This is a genomic window from Coleofasciculus sp. (assembly GCF_046565525.1).
GTDB lineage: Bacteria > Cyanobacteriota > Cyanobacteriia > Cyanobacteriales > Coleofasciculaceae > Coleofasciculus.
Genome location: NZ_JBKHUP010000043.1, coordinates 46,370 through 62,270, shown reverse-complemented (window position 1 = coordinate 62,270; position 15,901 = coordinate 46,370). Strand labels below are relative to the sequence as shown.

Below are 15,901 nucleotides of genomic sequence, written 5' to 3'. Positions count from 1 at the left end.
GTACGCTTGACGGTTTTACCTCCAAAATCCTTGATCGACTTAGATTAGCACAAAAACTTATATGTTTTAGTGGTATAAGCAAAGAAAATACATCGAGACTCACAAACACAGAGGCTAACTGTCACCCCGATAGATTATTGGCAGGCGACGGGGTATCGAACCCCTGAGCCTGCCTCGCCTCTCATCCCCACCCACTTTTGGGATGGGGTTTTCCCGGCGAATTTTATAAAATCTTAGTTTAATGACAAATGACAAATAACAAATAACAATTAAACACGATTTTCTGGAGCCAGAGTGCAAGGTTGACTCGGATCACCCGTTTCGATTTGGATCGTCGGATGTTCAATGCCAAACTGGTCATGCAGATGCTGGGATACCCTCACTAAAAAATCATCACCCGGATACCCTTTCGGTATCACCAGATGAGCCGTTAACGCTATTTCTGTGGTACTCATCGCCCAGATGTGCAGATCATGGACTTGAGCCACCTCAGGGAGTTCAGTTAGATAAGTGCGAATAGCAAGGGGTTCAATCCCTTCGGGAACCGCATCCAGAGCTAAATTCAGCGACTCCCGAAACAGTTGCCAAGTATTCACTACCACAACCGTAACAATAATTAAACTGACAGCCGGGTCGAACCACAGCCAACCCGTAATCAAAATCGCAATACCTGCCAGCACTACCCCCACAGAAACCAGCGCATCCGCCGCCATGTGCAAAAAAGCACCGCGAATGTTCATATCCTCTTTGCGACCTGACATGAACAGGAGTGCTGTAATGGTATTAATCACCACCCCAACAAAGGCAACCCCAATCACAACACCACCGGGTACAGATTGAGGATTAAAGAACTTACTAATCGCTTCCCACGCCACTGCACCCATCGCCACCATGACAAGGGTAGCATTTAAAAGAGCCGCCAAAATCGAGGAACGACGGAAGCCGTAGGTATAGCGCTTGGTTGGGGAACGCTGGGACAGCAGACTCGCACCCCAAGCCAGAATCAAGCCTAAGACATCACTGAGATTGTGACCTGCATCCGCCAGTAACGCCAGGGAATTGTAGAAGATACCCGAAGCGGCTTCAACAATGACAAACCCACCATTGAGAATCAAACCAATGGCAAAAGCGCGATTGTAGTTGAAGGATTCGTGGTCGTGATGGTGGTTGTGGGACATGCACTTAGTCGTTCAAAACTCTTTGAGCAACCGGTTAGATTTTTTACATTGGCTTTCCCCCCTTTCACTTTACCCTGGTGATGGTGGGGAGATGCTTTATGGTGATCTAAGATAAATATTTATGAAAAAAATGTTACAAAGCTTAGTAAAATAACATTATCCGTTAAGTAAGTATTTTTTCTCATCGCCAATGATAGCAAATTCATTTCCCTGGCTGAGTGCGATCGCCCTCCTACCCCTCGTTGCCTCTCTTGCCATTCCCCTACTGCCAGATAAGGGGGGTAAAACGGTGCGATGGTATGCCCTCGGTGTTGCGATCGCAGACTTTCTATTAATGCTGTACACCTTTTGGCAGCATTACGACGCCAGCAATGCCACATTTCAACTCACCGAAAAGTATACCTGGATACCTCAATTAGGTCTGAGTTGGGCTGTTTCCGTGGATGGACTGTCACTCCCCCTTGTGCTTCTGGCTGGATTAGTGACAACGCTTTCCATTTTCGCCGCTTGGCAAGTCGATCACAAGCCTCGCCTCTTCTATTTTTTAATGCTGGTGCTATATTCGGCACAAATCGGCGTCTTCATCGCCCAAGACATTCTGCTCCTATTTATTATGTGGGAACTGGAACTCGTTCCCGTTTATCTCCTCGTCTCGATTTGGGGGGGACAGAAGCGTCAATACGCCGCGACCAAATTCTTACTCTATACTGCCGCCGCGTCTATATTTATTTTGGTAGCTGGGTTAGCCATGGCACTCTATGGCGAGGGTACAATCAGCTTTGATATGGTTGAACTGGGTATCAAAGATTACCCCTTAGCTTTAGAACTCCTACTGTATGCCGGATTGTTAATCGCCTTTGGTGTTAAATTAGCAATCTTCCCCTTACACACCTGGCTTCCTGATGCTCATGGTGAAGCCTCTGCACCTGTATCAATGATTTTAGCTGGGGTACTCCTGAAAATGGGCGGATATGGATTAATTCGCCTGAATTTAGAGATACTCTCCGATGCTCATGTTTACTTTGCTCCAATTTTGGCGATGCTGGGGGTTATCAATATCATATATGGCGGATTGAATTCTTTTGCTCAGCCAAATATGAAGCGGCGCCTTGCTTTTTCCTCTGTGTCTCACATGGGGTTTGTCCTACTTGGGATAGCCTCGTTCACGGACTTAGGCATCAGTGGCGCGATGTTGCAAATGATTTCCCACGGTTTAATTGCCGCCGTGCTATTCTTCCTCGCTGGGGTTACTTATGATCGTACCCACACCCTAGCCTTAAATAGTATGGGTGGTATTGGTCAGGTTATGCCCAAGGTATTTGCCCTGTTTACCGCCGCCGCGATGGCATCAATTGCCCTTCCGGGAATGAGTGGTTTTGCTAGTGAACTTTCTGTTTTTGTCGGTGTGACAACCAGCGATATTTATAGCTCAACCTTCCGCACAGTGACTGTCTTCCTATCGGCGTTGGGATTGATTCTTACACCCATCTATCTCCTCTCTCTACTCAGACAAGTATTTTACGGAGCAGGCGTTGCCCTAACCTGTGATATTGATAATGCCAACTTCGAGAATAAGGAAGAAGAAGGCGCGGTTTGCTTTGGTACGGATTGTGTTTTGCCTTCTAATGCCGTCTACACCGATGCTCAACCACGGGAAGTGTTTATTGCCGCTTGCTTTTTAGTGTTAATTTTGGGTATTGGGTTCTATCCTAAACTCGCCACCCAGCTTTATGATGCCAAGACAGTAGCGGTGAACACGCAGTTACGGGAAGCTTATTTCCAAGTCGCCCAAGACAAGCCCCAGATTTATGCCCAAGGATTCTCCGTTCCTCAAATTCAGGAACCTATAGCAACGGTTTCCTATAATCGCTAGTTTCTCGAATTTTCTCGGAAATTGCCGGCAAGATTCTGTAGGGGCGCAATCCTTGCGCCCCACCCATGTCATAAATTCAATAGCTAGGTTCTACAACAACAAAACTCAAATACTACAAATATACTTAATTACCTAATTTCTCGGACTCGCTCAGGGGCTTATTTGACAAAAAAACTTAAGCGTGGTAAGTGCAAATAACGGAGGTGCGATCGCGGCGTGCCAGTTATACTATATGGCTCGATGAGATAAAAAACCCCAGCAAGAATCCTAAAATTGTCGAGAAAACTACAGAATTACCTGCCAATTCGTAAGCTTCCGGCATCATGGTACTAGCGACCATAGCTAAAATTGCGCCGCCAGAAATAGCCTGGGCGATCGCGACAACGACCTCAGAGGTATTGTTTTGTAAATAAAAACCCGCGATCGCACATAAACCACTGAGCATAACGATGCCTATCCATAATCCCAAAATATGACTCGTTTTCGTTCCCGCTTGTTTCATTCCCGTGGCGCTGGATAAGGCTTCTGGAAAGTTAGAAATAAATACCGCTAATAAAAAAGACCAACCCAAATCGCTATTTCCAGAATTCATACCAATAACAGCCGATTCTGGGATATTATCAATTAAAGTACCAACCAAAATGGCGAACGGTGTGGACTGTTTCACCAAATTTTCCAGGGTCATTTGATCGTCCCGCAGTAATAGATCCAGTTCAACTTGATCCATGACCTGCTGTCGCCACCGATCTAAACGGTGTTCCACCACCAGGCGTGACTCTGTTGCCACTTGCAGGCGTCGGGCTAAGGCGCGACTCAGTGACCAAGCCAGATGGGGCGACCAGGTTAGCATACTATTGAAATGTTCTCGGTGTAACTGATACAATTCCATTGGAGTGCGAGCAACCACAGTGGCAGATCGCGGTTCTCCAGTCAGGAGTGCCATCTCACCAAAGACTTCTCCAGGTCCCATCGTACTGAGAACTTTTCGACCCTTTCGCACTTCGGCTTCGCCGTTGACAATCATATAAAAATAGTCACCAGGGGTTCCATCTTCACAGAGTACGTCTCCAGGGTTAGCGTAAATTGGATTGAGAAACAGGGCAACTCTTTGCCGTTCCTTGGGTGGTAGGTTTTGCATCACCTCAATGTGGGCGATGCGATTGAGGACATCACTCACCTGATCAGCACCATGTTCAACCAGGTAGCGGCGACTAGATGCGGGTTTACGCAGGAATCCGCCATGTTGGTCGATATAGGATGTCAGGAAAGCAAATAACATTCCCCCTGCCATAAACCCAATTAACAGAGGTGCAAAACCACTGTGGCGATAAACAGGAATGGTAATTTCAAACGCGATCGCAGATAATAGCGTACCACTCCCAAATGCCATAATCGTCGCGGACAAGTGGCGACTCGGTTGCCAAAAGACTCCGACACAGGCGCCCAAGGCTAAACTAGACGCGCCCAGAATTCCTTGAAAAAAGGCTGCCGTTGGCATAGGTGGCTTACGTTTTTAGGTCAGTTTTAATCCTATCGGAGAAAGGGTATCGCTGGATGTGGGATTGTCTACAAACGTTAAACTGAGGACAGGGGGATAACTATGTTGATTTCTCTTGCAGGCATTAGGTAATAATGATTGAACTCCTAGCCGTACTTTCGGTAGCAGCAGCCGTAGGAATGAGGATTGCTTTGCCTTTGTTGGTGATTGGTTTGTTGCAAAGCGACAACCTCTGGAATCAAATTCCTCTGCTGTCTCTTATTCATCCCTCGGTTTTAGTCGGTATTTTGACCACCTTCTCGTTATTTGAATTATTTGCCTCCAAGAAGCTGGTGGGACAGCGAGTCTTGCAAATTGTCCAACTCCTGTTTAGTCCTGGGGTTGGGGCGATTATGGGTATTGCTGTCGCCCAGTTTGTTAACGCCCCTGTGGAAATTATTTGGATTGCTGGGATAGTTAGTGGGTTATTAGCATTTGTCCTGCAATTGGTACAAGTTGGCTGGTTTTTTCGCTTGCGAGGTTTACCGTTATGGCTGGTTTTTAGCCAAGATGTTTTATGTGTGGCGTTAGTTATCTTTGCCTTTGATGCGCCTCAACAAGGTGGATTAATTGCGCTGATTCTATTGTGGCTAGCGATTCGCAGTTCTCAACAATGGTATCGTTTATATGGCAGGAACAATCGTTCGCGGCGATATCGGCAAGTTTTGTAGTTTGATTGGGGATTATATTATATCCTTTGGCATTGGAAGTATTTTTTTAACGCAGAGGTACGCAGAGGTTAGCGCAGAGGGACGCAGAGGACGTTAGAGGATTTAGACAAAAATTTTATAGACCCAGATTTTTATGTAGGGTGGGCAAGTCTTATAAACATTTAAGCTTTTATTCTCGTTCGTTGTTCTTGCCCACCACAGGATAACTATCACGCTTTACTCTATCCAGAATTCTAGAGACTGTTTCAGCTTCAGGAGATTGCAGGCGCTGCAAAATGTCTAGGGCTTGCTGTAAGTAGTTGAGGGCGGTTTCCAATTCTCCTTTTTTATCCGCGAATAACTGTCCTAGCATTGCCAAGGTTGCGGCTTTATTTTGAACATCACCAATGCGTTGAGTCAAGTCTAACGATCGCTGAAAAAGAGCGATCGCTTTTTCTATTTCTTCCTTATAAACGTGAGTACCTGCTAAATTGCTTAATGTTGCCGCTTCTCCTTGGACATCGCCTAGGCGCTGTTGGAGTTTTAACGATCGCTGCAAAAGAACGATCGCTTGTTCTATTTTACCCTGTTGGACATAGATGGCTGCCAAACTATTTAATGTTACCGCTTCTGCTTGCACATCGCCTAGGCGCCTTTGGAGTTCTAATGATTGCTTAAAAAGAGCGATCGCGTCCTGAAATTCCCCTTGGTTAACTTTAATTATCCCTAATTCATGCAAGCTATTTGCCTTTAGGGATGCTAAATTCTCATTATCGTTGGCTAATTCTAAGGCTTGTTCCAGATGTTCTCTCGCCTCGGCAATCCCTCCCTGACTAAAATAGGCTTGTCCTAACTGAATCAAAATATTAATGCGTGTTTTAAGATTTTTACCTGTGTCTGAATAACCTGAAGGGGAATATTTCATTAACAAACGCTGGAGTAAATCAATCCGTTCTTGCTTTTCCGATAACTCCAAACTGTCCAGCATTCTATCTGAACCTATAGTTTGCTGAATCGCCTCCTCTCTGGTTAATTGTCCCGTTTCAAAATGAAACACTTTTCTACCCCATGCCCAAAAATCCGGGGCATATTTCGCCAGTCGAGTTATCGCATAATCGGGTAAAATGAACAAAATAGGATGAGGGACACTAGCGGTAAAGGCATCGCGCACAAAATTCAGGTCTTGCAGTACGGGCGGATAATCCCCCGACATACCAATTGATTTCTCTAAACCAATAATAATTAGTTTATCATTCTTACCCATCCTACATAACTACGGATGTGAAAATCCGCGCAGGCGGGTTACCCTTCGGGAATGTAGCTGCGGTTTCAACCGCCAGTTAACTTGATGAATTCCCCCTACAACTTAGCCACCGCACCATCCCGACGGCTGTCACCAGCGCCGACAACTAAACCTTCAGCGGTTTTCATCACCGTATGAACGCCACCAAAAAACAAATTTTTTTCTCGCCAACGCACAACCTGTTGATTTGTCAGCAAGGGATTGATAATTTCAGCTTCAGTTAAACCCGGTTCGATATGAAATCTACCCTTTTCTCCATGTGTTCTCGGACTATCGACGGCTTGCTCAATAGACATATTAAAATCTAAAATATTAGAAATAACTTGTAAAATAGCCGTTCTTATCCGATTAGAACCCCCTGAGCCTAAAACAACTTCTGCCTGATTATTTTGCAAAACAATAGAAGGAGACATCATCGACGAAATCCGCACATCTTCTTGCCACTGATGGAAGCCTTGGGGATTTAAATCTGCCTCTCCTAACATATTATTTACCATAATGCCTGTACCGGGAATCACATAACCCGATCCTTCCCCGTTGGACGTGGTAACACTAGCCGCATTTCCCGCCTCATCAATGACACTAATATGGGTAGTACTGCCCCATTTATTCACTGTTTCTGCTAAGTCTTGTTGATACTGAGCAATAGAATCATCAGCTAAAAATTGATCGGCAATATCCTCTTGATATAGATAATCATTCAATCCCTGCTGTCTGGCTGCATTCGTCAACTGCATAACCTGTGCCAGAATTTCTAGATGACGCGCACTCCCAAAACTCAGATTCGCTAAATCAATGGTCGATAATAATTTTAATGCCCAAGCAATCAAAGTTCCACCCGAACTTGGAAGTGGGTTAGTTAATAAGGTATTGCCTCGATAATTAACCGTTAAAGGTTGCCGTTCTATTACCCGATAATCATTGAAATCCTCTAAGGTTAAATACCCCCCTAACGTCTGACAATCTTTGACCAACTGATGAGCAATATCTCCTTGATAAAATTCTTGGACACCCTTTTTTGCCAAATACGCTAACGTATCAGCAAAGGCAGGCATGATTACTATTCCATTGGGTTCGATGGGTTCCCCGGTAAGAATAAATATGTTTTGTCTGTTGCGCTCCGCCATAATAATTGGCGTCAAAATTGAAGTTAAACAATAGTATTGAAATCGATTTAATTGAATTCCATTTTTTGCATAGTGAATCGCGGGTTCAGCTAGGACATGAAAGGGTAAGCTACCCAATCGTTGGTGAACATGAAACACGCCAGCCATATTTCCCGGAACCGCCATAGAACCCAGTCCGATATGAAACTCTTGGATAGCGCCACCAAAATTAACATCAACGGGATAAAAATCAATGTCCTTCTCAGGACGTTTTTGACGTGGGGTTTGGCAAAAAAAATCAAAGAGAATATTATCATTCGTTGGGGTATGGGCTAAGAGGAAACCACCCCCCGCCGCTGAGGTGAGTCCCGGTTCAGTAACAAAAGAGGCGAGAATCGCTGCAACCGCCGCATCAAACGCATTACCACCGAGACGAAACATTTCCCTACCCGCCTCAGCCGTTTTCTCATGTCCAGCCGCGATCGCGCCGCGTGTTTTTTGTATCATAACGGTTAATGTCTAGTCCGAATAACCACCAGAAGCTTTTGAGTTATAGCAGTTATTCACGTCATCATAACCAGGATCAGGATCAGCAGAACGTTGTGACAGTTACCAAACTGTCTGGTTTTCAAGAGCCACCGGAACCAGAAATCGAAGTGCGATCGCGCTGGCTTGTAGTAACCGCTATCTTCGGTTCTGGCTAGAGTTAGACAGCCTGTAGTGAGAGGATAAGTCAATTCAATAGCCATTGACAACTTCTAAAAGTGGCACATATCTTTGCGGGTGACTCCCCTTAAACCCTTTAGGGTTAAATACAACTTAAACCTAGGGCGACAGAAGGTCAAATGCTAACAACTCATCCCCGCAAAAATGCACTCTTGGCATTGTTATTACTTGTATCTGCTGCCAGCTTCGGGATAACAATGGCATTGTATATTGCTCCGGGTTCTTTCGGACAGACAATCTTTTCCCTGTGCAAAGTCTGGTTACTTGCACTACCGCTAGTCTGGTTTATTTGGGTGGATCATGGCAAATTTAGACTATCCCTACCGAAGAAAAAGGAGTTGTTAGCGGGTGCAGGATTGGGACTGTTGATGTTTGGTATAATTATCAGTGCCTATTGGCTGTTTGGTCAGCAGTGGATTGATGTTATAGATGTGCGGACTAAGGCAAAACAAGCCGGGATTACTAGCCCCAATGTTTATCTGAGTGGCGCCTTATATTTTACCTTCATTAATGCCCTGATTGAAGAGTACATCTGGCGTTGGTTTGTGTATAAAAAATGTGAGGTATTGGTATCTGGAACAAGAGCCGTATTTTTGTGTGCTATGCTATTCACACTCCATCACATTATTGCATTAGCCGCTTATACTGCCGATTGGGGTGTAGTTCTACTCGGTTCCTTGGGCGTATTCATCGCTGGGGCATTATGGTCATGGTGTTATCTCACCTATCGTACCTTATGGTCAAGTTACGTCAGCCACATTCTCGCGGATTTAGCGATCGCAATAGTGGGTTGGCATCTGCTGTTCGGGTAAGTAGGGTGACAGGGGTGAGCCTCCTCATACTCGCTTCTATTCAGGTTAGCTATATTACTTGTCATTTATAATAGTTCTATTTCCCTCGTTTCCTTTTAATCGTTAGGCTAAAAAAAAGGAGTTCTAATGAACAGATATCTAGACCAAATGCTCAAACGGCGTCGATGGTTACTTCTTACTCTGTTTGTCGCTCTAGCTATTCTCACCTATTTTAGTCAATCCGTTTAAGGGTATTGATACCATATTCATGCTAGCCAATATATTTTTTAGTCAAAACTATTTCCCTAAAAAATCTAACTTTTACGGGAACTTTATCCTGAAGTACAATTCCATCAATGGTAGCCGAAAAATTGGCGATCGCGCATTCAAGCTATGACCAGTTCCTCAATGTATCACCTTGGCTTCGGGCAAGATGACCTCGGTTCACCGCCCCCTACCCTGGCGCTGTTATCCGGTGAGCCGCAACGCGCCGAACAGATTGCTCAAGACTATTTACAGGATGGGCGTCTGCTCTCGGAGAATCGGGGATTAAAGAGTTATCTGGGCAAACTGTCCAATAATCGCCCCATCTTATCGGCGACGAGTGGGATGGGCGCACCGTCTGTGAGTATTGTGGTGAATGAGTTAGTGCAACTGGGGATTGAGACAATTATTCGGGTGGGGACTTGTGGATCGATTCAAGACTATATACCTGTGGGTAGTATTGTGATTACTCGTGCGGCATTATGTCGCCAAGGTGCAGCCAATGATATTGCCCCAATTGAATATCCGGCGGCGGCTGATCCGTTTCTGACGGTGGCATTAGTTAAGGCGGCGCGGGAGTTAGGGATTGAGCATTATCTGGGGATTACGGCGTCGGTAGATACATTTTATGAAGGGCAAGAACGCACCGATTCAGCGAATCCTTATTTAATGCGTCAGCTTCAAGGCATCACTCAAGAATATCGTCGTTTGAATATTCTCAACTATGAGATGGAATGTGGCACATTATTCAAAATGGCAGGAGTGTATGGATTTGCGGCGGCTTGTGTCTGTGGTGTTGTTGCCCAGCGAACAGCGGGAGAGGCGGTTATTATCGGGCAAAAAGAGGTGGCTGTGCAGCGTGCGATCGCAGTGGCAATACGTGCCGCCGAAAACGTTGACCAGAATAGCTTACAATAAATTTAATCAAACCAAAACCTTTTATCCCTTTTTCCTATTTCTATTTACCTTATTCCTGACGCTCTCACTTGCCCTTCCTTGGGTTAGCGCTCAAGAACCGCCCAAGCCCAAGCCGCAACCCTGGCATATTGATGGGATAATCGCTGCCATCGACGATGGGCATGACAAAGTTAAAGAATATGCATTCTGGCAATTAGCTCGATATGATCCACAGGACTTACAAGCTGTCATTGAAAAACCAGAGGATGAGGATATTGCTGAGAAAGCTGCCAACATCCTTCAGGATAAAACTGTTGATTCACTAGATCGTCACCTGATGGTTTATACATTAGTCAATCTGGGGGAAGCGGGTGTCAACTATATCCCTGATATTCTCAACTTTCTCCAGGATGAAACCGTTGACTTATGGGTTCGTCGTTCGGCGGCTGATGCATTAGACAAACTGGGGAAAGCGGGTGTCAACTATATCCCTGATATTCTCAACTTTCTCCAGGATGAAACCGTTGACGGCTGGGTTCGTGGCTCGGCGGTTGATGCATTAGTTAGATTCAAAGAAGCGGGCGCTATATACGCTTCTGAGATTGCCAACATCGTTCAGGATGAAACCGTTGACGGGTGGGTTCGTGGCTCGGCGGCTGATGTATTAGGCAATCTGGGGGAAGCTGGGGCTATATATGCTCCTGAGATTGCCAACATCCTCAAGGATGAAACCGCTGATTCAGAAGTTCGTAGTCGGGCGGCTAATGCATTAGTCAGACTGGGAGAAGCTGGGGTTGTATACATTCCAGAAATTCTTAACTTCCTCCAGGATGAAACCGTTGATTCACTAGATCGAAGCTCGACGACTTATGCCTTAGATTTAGCCGAAAAGATAGCCCTAGTTACCTCCCTAGTTTCTTGGAAACCCCAGGATATTGATTTACTGCAACGCCATTCCAATAACCTCAAAGCTGGAAACTTTACCCAAGCTGATACTTTGGAGTCAGTTATCCTCAACCTGAAACGATAAGATGAGGCTCAAACCTTTGAGCTAAAAGCTGAAATTCATCTCAAGTTGAGGAACTGTCTCTTATCGGGGTTAATATAAATAAAACTTTTAGGTTCGAGGTTTAAGTTTTAATATTGTAAAGACAAGGGGAATTGGGGTGGGCAGTGCCCACCCTACGGTAGATCAAGGGTTTCGGCGAACAGGAAATTGGGGCGGTAGATTAATCTCCGTTAGTATTTCAGGCATAGTGGCAACAAATAACTGCTATTATTTTCCCGCATCGATGAAGTAGGGGCTTGGTTACCAAGCCCCTACTCTACTGGTAACTACGCTATAGTCTTCAATTGAGGGTAGGAATAGGTCAAACGCTAGCTGTTTCCCGCAAGGCTTTCAGCACGGTATCGTGAATCACACCATTGCTGACAATTACCCCCTGATTATCAGAAAGTTTGGCACCCAGAGAAAAGTTAAGGGGTTTGCCGTACATATCGCTCACTCGTCCCCCAGCTTCCTCAACTACAATCGTTCCCGCCGCATGATCCCAAATCTTTTCCCGATAGTCGGGAGACTTGGGTGATGGCAAACGCAGGTAAAGCGACGCCCGCCCCGAGGCGACGGCACCATACTTGGCTTGAGAGTCCATCCGCAACGAAGGGGCTGTAATTCCTACCGCCTTGGCAACAGCATCTTGTCGTGAGTGATCACCATGACCGGATTCCACACTCTCCACAAAGCGCATCGCCTCGTTACTATCAGCCTTCGTCACCTGAATCGGCTGAGGTTTTCCACCAGAGATGGGAACCATGGTTGCTCCTTGACCCCGTACCGCTACGAATAGGACACCCTTTTCTCCATCAGGTTCGTAGGGTGAAATTGGTAGGGCGGGACAAGCCAGAACACCGAGTTTCACTTCACCCAGTTCCACCAGTGCTAAAGCCACAGCATATTGATCTTGACGCAGAAAGCCTTTTGTGCCATCGATGGGGTCTAATGTCCAATAGCGCCCACCAATCTCACTATTGCCGCGATCAATCCAGTCCAATATCTGATCCGATGTCGCATCACCAACAACAGACTTGACATAGTGACTCACCCGATTCAGTTGGTCAGCCATTTCCGGTTGACGCAACTGGGATGCATCTTCTTCGCCCACCACGAGATCATCAGGAAACGCCATCCCTAACGCTCGACAAATAACCGCCTGGGAACCCAAATCCGCCACCGTTACCGGACTCTTATCACTCTTTTCCATCGCTTCAGGCACCTGTTCTTGGCGAACTTGCTCACACAGTTTGGCTGCTGTCAGCGCCGCCTCAATAGCTACCTGTTTTTCTTGCTCGTAAGACATGGTAAATTCTCTATTGCTCCATAATACTCTCAAAAAAACCGGGCTAAGAACGGGAAGGGAAAACAGATTGTGTAGACCCCGACTAAGCGGCTTTAGCCCGCCCTTACCTTTTCTTGTAACGAGGGCAATCGCCATCGTGGGGGCTTACCTAAAACACTCATATCAGTGAGCCTTGGGACGTTGATACCCTGGTACTGGTTGAGAAGCCGCTTCCCGTTTACCTGGAATACTGTTTGGTCGCACCCTTGGGTTAGATTCAACTTTCCCGATGTCACCACTGATCACGATCTGCCTTTTCCCTGTACCCGGATTAATCTGTACAGTTGGCATAAGGTTAGGATCGATCGCTATGTCTAACGTATTGCCGCTTCCATCATGACCTCTCAGCACAGCGATCATCAAGGTTCAAGCCAAGATTGCGGGGGATTGGTGTGACATCCTCCCTCGGTAAATCAAAGATTATACCGAGGGCTTCCTAAAAAATCAAAGATTGTGGGCGCAGCACTATAGCTCCCCCAGACCCCCACCTTTAGGTAGAGACATGCTATGGCACGTCTGGGAGCTGAGGTAGCTAATGCTGTTGGATATAGGATTTAAACACATCCACTAATTCAGAACGGCTGACAATCAGCGTGGGAAACGATCGCCCGCCGTAATCTTGACCCGCTTGCAACGGGAAAATCGGCTCTGACTCCAACGACACCCAAACCGCACCCGCTGCTTTCACAATCACCCAAGCCCCCGCTATATCCCAAATCTTAGGCGTTGCTTCCATCCCACCGAGAACGGCTCCAGTAGCAACGGTGATGAAGTTATAACTGGCAACCCCTAACATACGAATTTTACAGGGGAAGGGTTGCTGTAAGAGTGAGGTGCTGCGAGAGCAAAGGTTAAAAAAGTGATTACTACTGAGTTCATCCGGACTACTGTGGATAGAAAACTCATTCATAAATGCCCCAGGGATAATATCAGGTAATCCTGATTCCCCCGCCCAAAAGCCATGAAAGGATTGTCCAATGGGAGGAAAATGGACATAACCAAACACAGGTGTGCCGTGATACAGCAAACCCAGAGAAATCCCCCAAATTGGGATACCTCGGGTAAAGTTCGTCGTACCATCTAAGGGATCGATAATCCAGCACCACTCCGTATCAGGGAACCGATGTTCCCCTTCCTCACTTAAGATTCCATGACTAGGAAACCGAGACGCGATCGCACGACGAATCGTCTCATCTGCCAAATGATCCGCTTTTGTCACCAAACTCCCATCCGCTTTTTGCGACGCCTGACAGCAGCGAAAATCAGGCAGGAGTTTGCCACCGACATGGTTGGTAATCTCTTTGGCAAAGTCAAGTACAGACGCCCAAAATTCCTTCATTGGTTAAAAATCTATATAATCCCTCATCCAGAGTCCCTGGATAGAAATTGTCACCCTCAGGCATTAAGTTAGGGCAGGCGCGAGTTACATCTGGGTCAACCCAAAACGATAACGGTGAAACCCGCCCCTACAATATTACCCGTCTAAATCATTTTCCATAACCGTCGCGATCGCTTGCTTGGTATTATCCCGGAATTCTTGCACGTCCACTCGTCCCAAAAACCATATAGCGACAATCATCCCCACGGCTTGCAAGGCAAACACCAAGCCATAGGCTAACACAGGTACAGTAAACAGAGCTTGTCCAATGGACAACACCCAACCGCCGATAAAGGTAGCTAACCCCCGCGCCATCGCTTGAGATAATCCCCACGCCCCAATAAAGGTTCCCGCTGTTTCCGCCGCCGTCAGATCCAGCATCAGACTTAATGCTCCCGTCGTGGTGATTCCCGCCGCTAGACCAAATAACAGCATCGCTAGCTTCAAAATTTCCCCCTGTTGGGTAAATCCCGATAGAATAATCAGACAGAAGCTAATTGCCACTGAAATACAACCCAATTTCGTCGTATTTTGCTTACCGATATGAGGTACGACTAAAAACCCCGTGGTACTCACACCCATTAATGTGCCTAATCCCCAATAGGCGTTGAGCCGAGTGGTTTCAGCAATGGGCATCCCAAAGACATCAGCGCCATAAGGTTCCAACACACCTTCCTGCATAAACAGGCTAATCGTCATCACCAATAAAAAGGTAAAAAATAAACCCGTTTGGCGACTCGCGGTTAAAACTTTCAGTGCCCTACCCAACGTAACTTGGTCTTCTCGCTCTACTAAACTCGAACGAGAGGCGTAGCGGGAGTATTTTTTCTCAATTCCCAGAGTTGCCAGGATCGCTAATCCCATAACGACTAGTGGCACAATGATAAACAGGCGGTTGAGGGGAGTCTGTAATGTGGCTAATGACGAGGATAAAACCTCTGCACCAATCGGTGAGGCGGTTTCTGCTGGATCAAGGTTTTTGAGCAAGATACCCCCAGTAATCCCGCCAATAATAATACCCACCATCAGCATTGACCAGGTTGTGCCAATTAACTTCGAGCGGTTGTCCTCATCAGAAACATCCACCAGCATGGCGGTAAATGGGGTAGAACTGGCACTTAGGGCTAAGCCATAGAGGGTAAAAATTAATGCCAATACCCCTGTCCAGCCTAATATCTCTGTATTTAATGTCCAGCCTCCCGCCCTTTGTACCGCTTCACCAAGTTGCCACATCACCTGGACCGCCAAAAAAGCCGCGATCGTAAATCCGGCGGTACCCAGCCAAACATAACCACTGCGGTGATATCCAAAGAGGGGTTTAGCATCGGATAGCTGACCAAACCAAATTCTAGCAGGGGCAACCAGTTGATGCATGGCTAAAACCCCCGTAGCATAAGCCGGATTAATCCCTAGTTCGCTAATCATCACCCGGTTGAGGATACCCAAGGTGAGAATCGCCATAATGCCTAACCCCATCTGGAATAAACCCAGGCGGAACATGGTCAAAATCCCAATTCTGGGCAGGGGTTTCTCCGGGAATGAGGGAGTGGGTGGGGACTGAGTAAAATCACTGGTTTCCATAGCCGTTCAGACGCGATCGCTTACTGGAGTTTATTCTTAATGACCCATATAAAACTATACGTTTCCTTAGAGTCTGTAACCAATAAACCCGATAAAATTAACAAATGTGAAGCAATGTAACTAAATCGGAGCGTGGCGATCGCAAGATTATTTTACCGGAAAAGCGATGGGTGAAGGCTCCCACGCTCTTTAGCTGGGAGATGAAACCGAGCGAACCGTCT

The 15,901-nt window shown here is 46.3% G+C and carries 14 protein-coding genes; 6 read left to right on the top strand and 8 right to left on the bottom strand.

Annotation, left to right across the window (positions count from 1 at the left end):
• Positions 1-269: 269 nt before the first annotated feature.
• The gene (locus ACLGGO_RS16860) at positions 270-1,178 is read right to left on the bottom strand and encodes a cation diffusion facilitator family transporter (protein WP_446420167.1); all 909 of its coding nucleotides are present in this window, start codon (positions 1,176-1,178) and stop codon (positions 270-272) included.
• A gap of 190 nt (positions 1,179-1,368) precedes the next feature.
• On the opposite strand from ACLGGO_RS16860, the gene ACLGGO_RS16855 reads away from it, so the two are divergent.
• On the top strand, positions 1,369-3,051 hold the full coding sequence (locus tag ACLGGO_RS16855; protein ID WP_446420166.1) for an NAD(P)H-quinone oxidoreductase subunit 4: 1,683 nt from the start codon (positions 1,369-1,371) through the stop codon (positions 3,049-3,051).
• Positions 3,052-3,274: 223 nt separating this feature from the next.
• Here the strand turns inward: ACLGGO_RS16855 and ACLGGO_RS16850 are convergent, their stop codons facing one another.
• Entirely contained in the window at positions 3,275-4,549 is a 1,275-nt protein-coding gene (locus tag ACLGGO_RS16850; RefSeq protein ID WP_446420165.1) for a cyclic nucleotide-binding domain-containing protein, read from the bottom strand.
• A 134-nt stretch (positions 4,550-4,683) separates the two neighbouring features.
• On the opposite strand from ACLGGO_RS16850, the gene ACLGGO_RS16845 reads away from it, so the two are divergent.
• On the top strand, positions 4,684-5,259 hold the full coding sequence (locus ACLGGO_RS16845) for a DUF4126 domain-containing protein (protein WP_446338371.1): 576 nt from the start codon (positions 4,684-4,686) through the stop codon (positions 5,257-5,259).
• 169 nt (positions 5,260-5,428) lie between these two features.
• Here the strand turns inward: ACLGGO_RS16845 and ACLGGO_RS16840 are convergent, their stop codons facing one another.
• Both ACLGGO_RS16840 and ggt read right to left on the bottom strand, forming a co-directional pair.
• A complete protein-coding gene (locus tag ACLGGO_RS16840) occupies positions 5,429-6,502 on the bottom strand; it encodes a tetratricopeptide repeat protein (protein ID WP_446420164.1) in 1,074 nt (357 codons plus the stop codon).
• A gap of 95 nt (positions 6,503-6,597) precedes the next feature.
• A complete protein-coding gene (ggt, locus tag ACLGGO_RS16835) occupies positions 6,598-8,154 on the bottom strand; it encodes a gamma-glutamyltransferase (RefSeq protein WP_446420163.1) in 1,557 nt (518 codons plus the stop codon).
• A gap of 8 nt (positions 8,155-8,162) precedes the next feature.
• On the opposite strand from ggt, the gene ACLGGO_RS16830 reads away from it, so the two are divergent.
• The 4 genes from ACLGGO_RS16830 to ACLGGO_RS16815 all read left to right on the top strand — a co-directional run bounded on the left by ACLGGO_RS16830 (position 8,163) and on the right by ACLGGO_RS16815 (position 11,355).
• Complete coding sequence (locus ACLGGO_RS16830; RefSeq protein WP_446420162.1) at positions 8,163-8,351, top strand: hypothetical protein; 189 nt, start codon at positions 8,163-8,165, stop codon at positions 8,349-8,351.
• 141 nt (positions 8,352-8,492) lie between these two features.
• Positions 8,493-9,185: a CPBP family intramembrane glutamic endopeptidase gene (locus ACLGGO_RS16825; RefSeq protein WP_446420161.1), complete on the top strand. Its 693-nt coding sequence runs from the start codon at positions 8,493-8,495 to the stop codon at positions 9,183-9,185.
• Between the two features lie 372 nt (positions 9,186-9,557).
• A complete protein-coding gene (locus ACLGGO_RS16820) occupies positions 9,558-10,346 on the top strand; it encodes a nucleoside phosphorylase (protein ID WP_446420160.1) in 789 nt (262 codons plus the stop codon).
• Positions 10,324-11,355, top strand: coding sequence for a HEAT repeat domain-containing protein (locus tag ACLGGO_RS16815; protein WP_446420159.1), 1,032 nt, complete (start codon positions 10,324-10,326; stop codon positions 11,353-11,355). The genes ACLGGO_RS16820 and ACLGGO_RS16815 overlap by 23 nt, the downstream gene beginning before the upstream one ends.
• A 340-nt stretch (positions 11,356-11,695) precedes the next feature.
• Here ACLGGO_RS16815 and ACLGGO_RS16810 read toward each other — a convergent pair whose 3' ends face one another.
• From ACLGGO_RS16810 to ACLGGO_RS16795, 4 genes are all read right to left on the bottom strand, one after another.
• On the bottom strand, positions 11,696-12,682 hold the full coding sequence (locus ACLGGO_RS16810; protein ID WP_446338365.1) for a 3'(2'),5'-bisphosphate nucleotidase: 987 nt from the start codon (positions 12,680-12,682) through the stop codon (positions 11,696-11,698).
• Between the two features lie 162 nt (positions 12,683-12,844).
• Complete coding sequence (locus tag ACLGGO_RS16805; RefSeq protein WP_446420158.1) at positions 12,845-13,084, bottom strand: hypothetical protein; 240 nt, start codon at positions 13,082-13,084, stop codon at positions 12,845-12,847.
• A 169-nt stretch (positions 13,085-13,253) separates the two neighbouring features.
• The gene (locus tag ACLGGO_RS16800) at positions 13,254-14,060 is read right to left on the bottom strand and encodes an inositol monophosphatase family protein (RefSeq protein ID WP_446420157.1); all 807 of its coding nucleotides are present in this window, start codon (positions 14,058-14,060) and stop codon (positions 13,254-13,256) included.
• Between the two features lie 135 nt (positions 14,061-14,195).
• Positions 14,196-15,680: a BCD family MFS transporter gene (locus tag ACLGGO_RS16795; protein WP_446420156.1), complete on the bottom strand. Its 1,485-nt coding sequence runs from the start codon at positions 15,678-15,680 to the stop codon at positions 14,196-14,198.
• Positions 15,681-15,901: the final 221 nt, after the last annotated feature.

What these genes read in the sequence shown, in the direction of transcription:
- ACLGGO_RS16830 (WP_446420162.1), top strand. Translation starts at nt 8,163, where the DNA reads ATGTCTAGTCCGAATAACCACCAGAAGCTTTTGAGTTATAGCAGTTAT.
- ACLGGO_RS16860 (WP_446420167.1), bottom strand. Translation starts at nt 1,178, where the DNA reads ATGTCCCACAACCACCATCACGACCACGAATCCTTCAACTACAATCGC.
- ACLGGO_RS16800 (WP_446420157.1), bottom strand. Translation starts at nt 14,060, where the DNA reads ATGAAGGAATTTTGGGCGTCTGTACTTGACTTTGCCAAAGAGATTACC.
- ACLGGO_RS16825 (WP_446420161.1), top strand. Translation starts at nt 8,493, where the DNA reads ATGCTAACAACTCATCCCCGCAAAAATGCACTCTTGGCATTGTTATTA.
- ACLGGO_RS16850 (WP_446420165.1), bottom strand. Translation starts at nt 4,549, where the DNA reads ATGCCAACGGCAGCCTTTTTTCAAGGAATTCTGGGCGCGTCTAGTTTA.
- ggt (WP_446420163.1), bottom strand. Translation starts at nt 8,154, where the DNA reads ATGATACAAAAAACACGCGGCGCGATCGCGGCTGGACATGAGAAAACG.
- ACLGGO_RS16845 (WP_446338371.1), top strand. Translation starts at nt 4,684, where the DNA reads ATGATTGAACTCCTAGCCGTACTTTCGGTAGCAGCAGCCGTAGGAATG.
- ACLGGO_RS16840 (WP_446420164.1), bottom strand. Translation starts at nt 6,502, where the DNA reads ATGGGTAAGAATGATAAACTAATTATTATTGGTTTAGAGAAATCAATT.
- ACLGGO_RS16810 (WP_446338365.1), bottom strand. Translation starts at nt 12,682, where the DNA reads ATGTCTTACGAGCAAGAAAAACAGGTAGCTATTGAGGCGGCGCTGACA.
- ACLGGO_RS16795 (WP_446420156.1), bottom strand. Translation starts at nt 15,680, where the DNA reads ATGGAAACCAGTGATTTTACTCAGTCCCCACCCACTCCCTCATTCCCG.
- ACLGGO_RS16855 (WP_446420166.1), top strand. Translation starts at nt 1,369, where the DNA reads ATGATAGCAAATTCATTTCCCTGGCTGAGTGCGATCGCCCTCCTACCC.
- ACLGGO_RS16820 (WP_446420160.1), top strand. Translation starts at nt 9,558, where the DNA reads ATGACCAGTTCCTCAATGTATCACCTTGGCTTCGGGCAAGATGACCTC.